Raw genomic sequence first — 232 nt, forward strand, 5'->3', positions numbered from 1 at the left:
GGAAAAAGGAAAACGGAGTTCAAAAATAAATAAGAGAAAACGAAACTCAGCAAGGAATAAGAACACGCAAAACCCGGAAGTCAGTGAAAGCCAGCCCACCATAAAAGATGTCTTGCGCTATGCCACGCCAGAGGAACTCAAAGCTTCGGTCGACCACTATTTTTCACGCAAGCCTCTGCTTACGCCCCGGCTAAAAAACTGGGAAGAGGATTTGCCCGCAAATAGCGAGAAG

General features: G+C 46.6%; 1 protein-coding gene. It reads left to right on the forward strand.

Going from position 1 to position 232, the window contains the following annotated elements:
• The coding region (locus tag Q1A40_RS23085; RefSeq protein WP_300006113.1) for a hypothetical protein at window positions 1-232 on the forward strand (232 nt) is incomplete at both ends.

Origin of the sequence: uncultured Cedecea sp., from assembly GCF_947498825.1 — a bacterium.
Taxonomy (GTDB): Bacteria; Pseudomonadota; Gammaproteobacteria; order Enterobacterales; family Enterobacteriaceae; genus JGM124.